Here is a 307-nt window from a genome sequence, read left to right as displayed (position 1 = left end):
CATCTGTCCGGTGCATTACGCCGGCGTGGCCTGCGAAATGGACGCGATCAACGCGATCGCGGAGCGCCATGGCCTGGCCGTGATCGAGGATGCCGCGCAGGGTGCGATGGCCAGCTACCGCGGCCGCCCGCTGGGCAGCCTTGGCCGCTTCGGCGCACTCAGCTTCCACGAGACCAAGAACCTCATTTCGGGCGAGGGCGGAGCGCTGCTCGTCAACCGTGCCGAAGATGCCGAGCGCGCCGAAGTCATCCGTGAGAAAGGTACGAACCGGAGCAAGTTCTTCCGCGGCCAGGTGGACAAGTACACC

1 protein-coding gene is annotated in these 307 nt (G+C 66.1%); it reads left to right on the top strand.

Annotated elements, in window-relative coordinates:
• Window positions 1-10 precede the first annotated feature (10 nt).
• A partial coding sequence (locus tag FLQ44_RS21300; RefSeq protein WP_276607899.1) for a DegT/DnrJ/EryC1/StrS family aminotransferase occupies window positions 11-307 on the top strand: 297 nt, incomplete at its 3' end.

Source organism: Vogesella mureinivorans (genome assembly GCF_007644035.1).
Classification (GTDB): Bacteria; Pseudomonadota; Gammaproteobacteria; order Burkholderiales; family Chromobacteriaceae; genus Vogesella; species Vogesella mureinivorans.
This window is presented reverse-complemented; position numbering and strand designations above follow the sequence as displayed.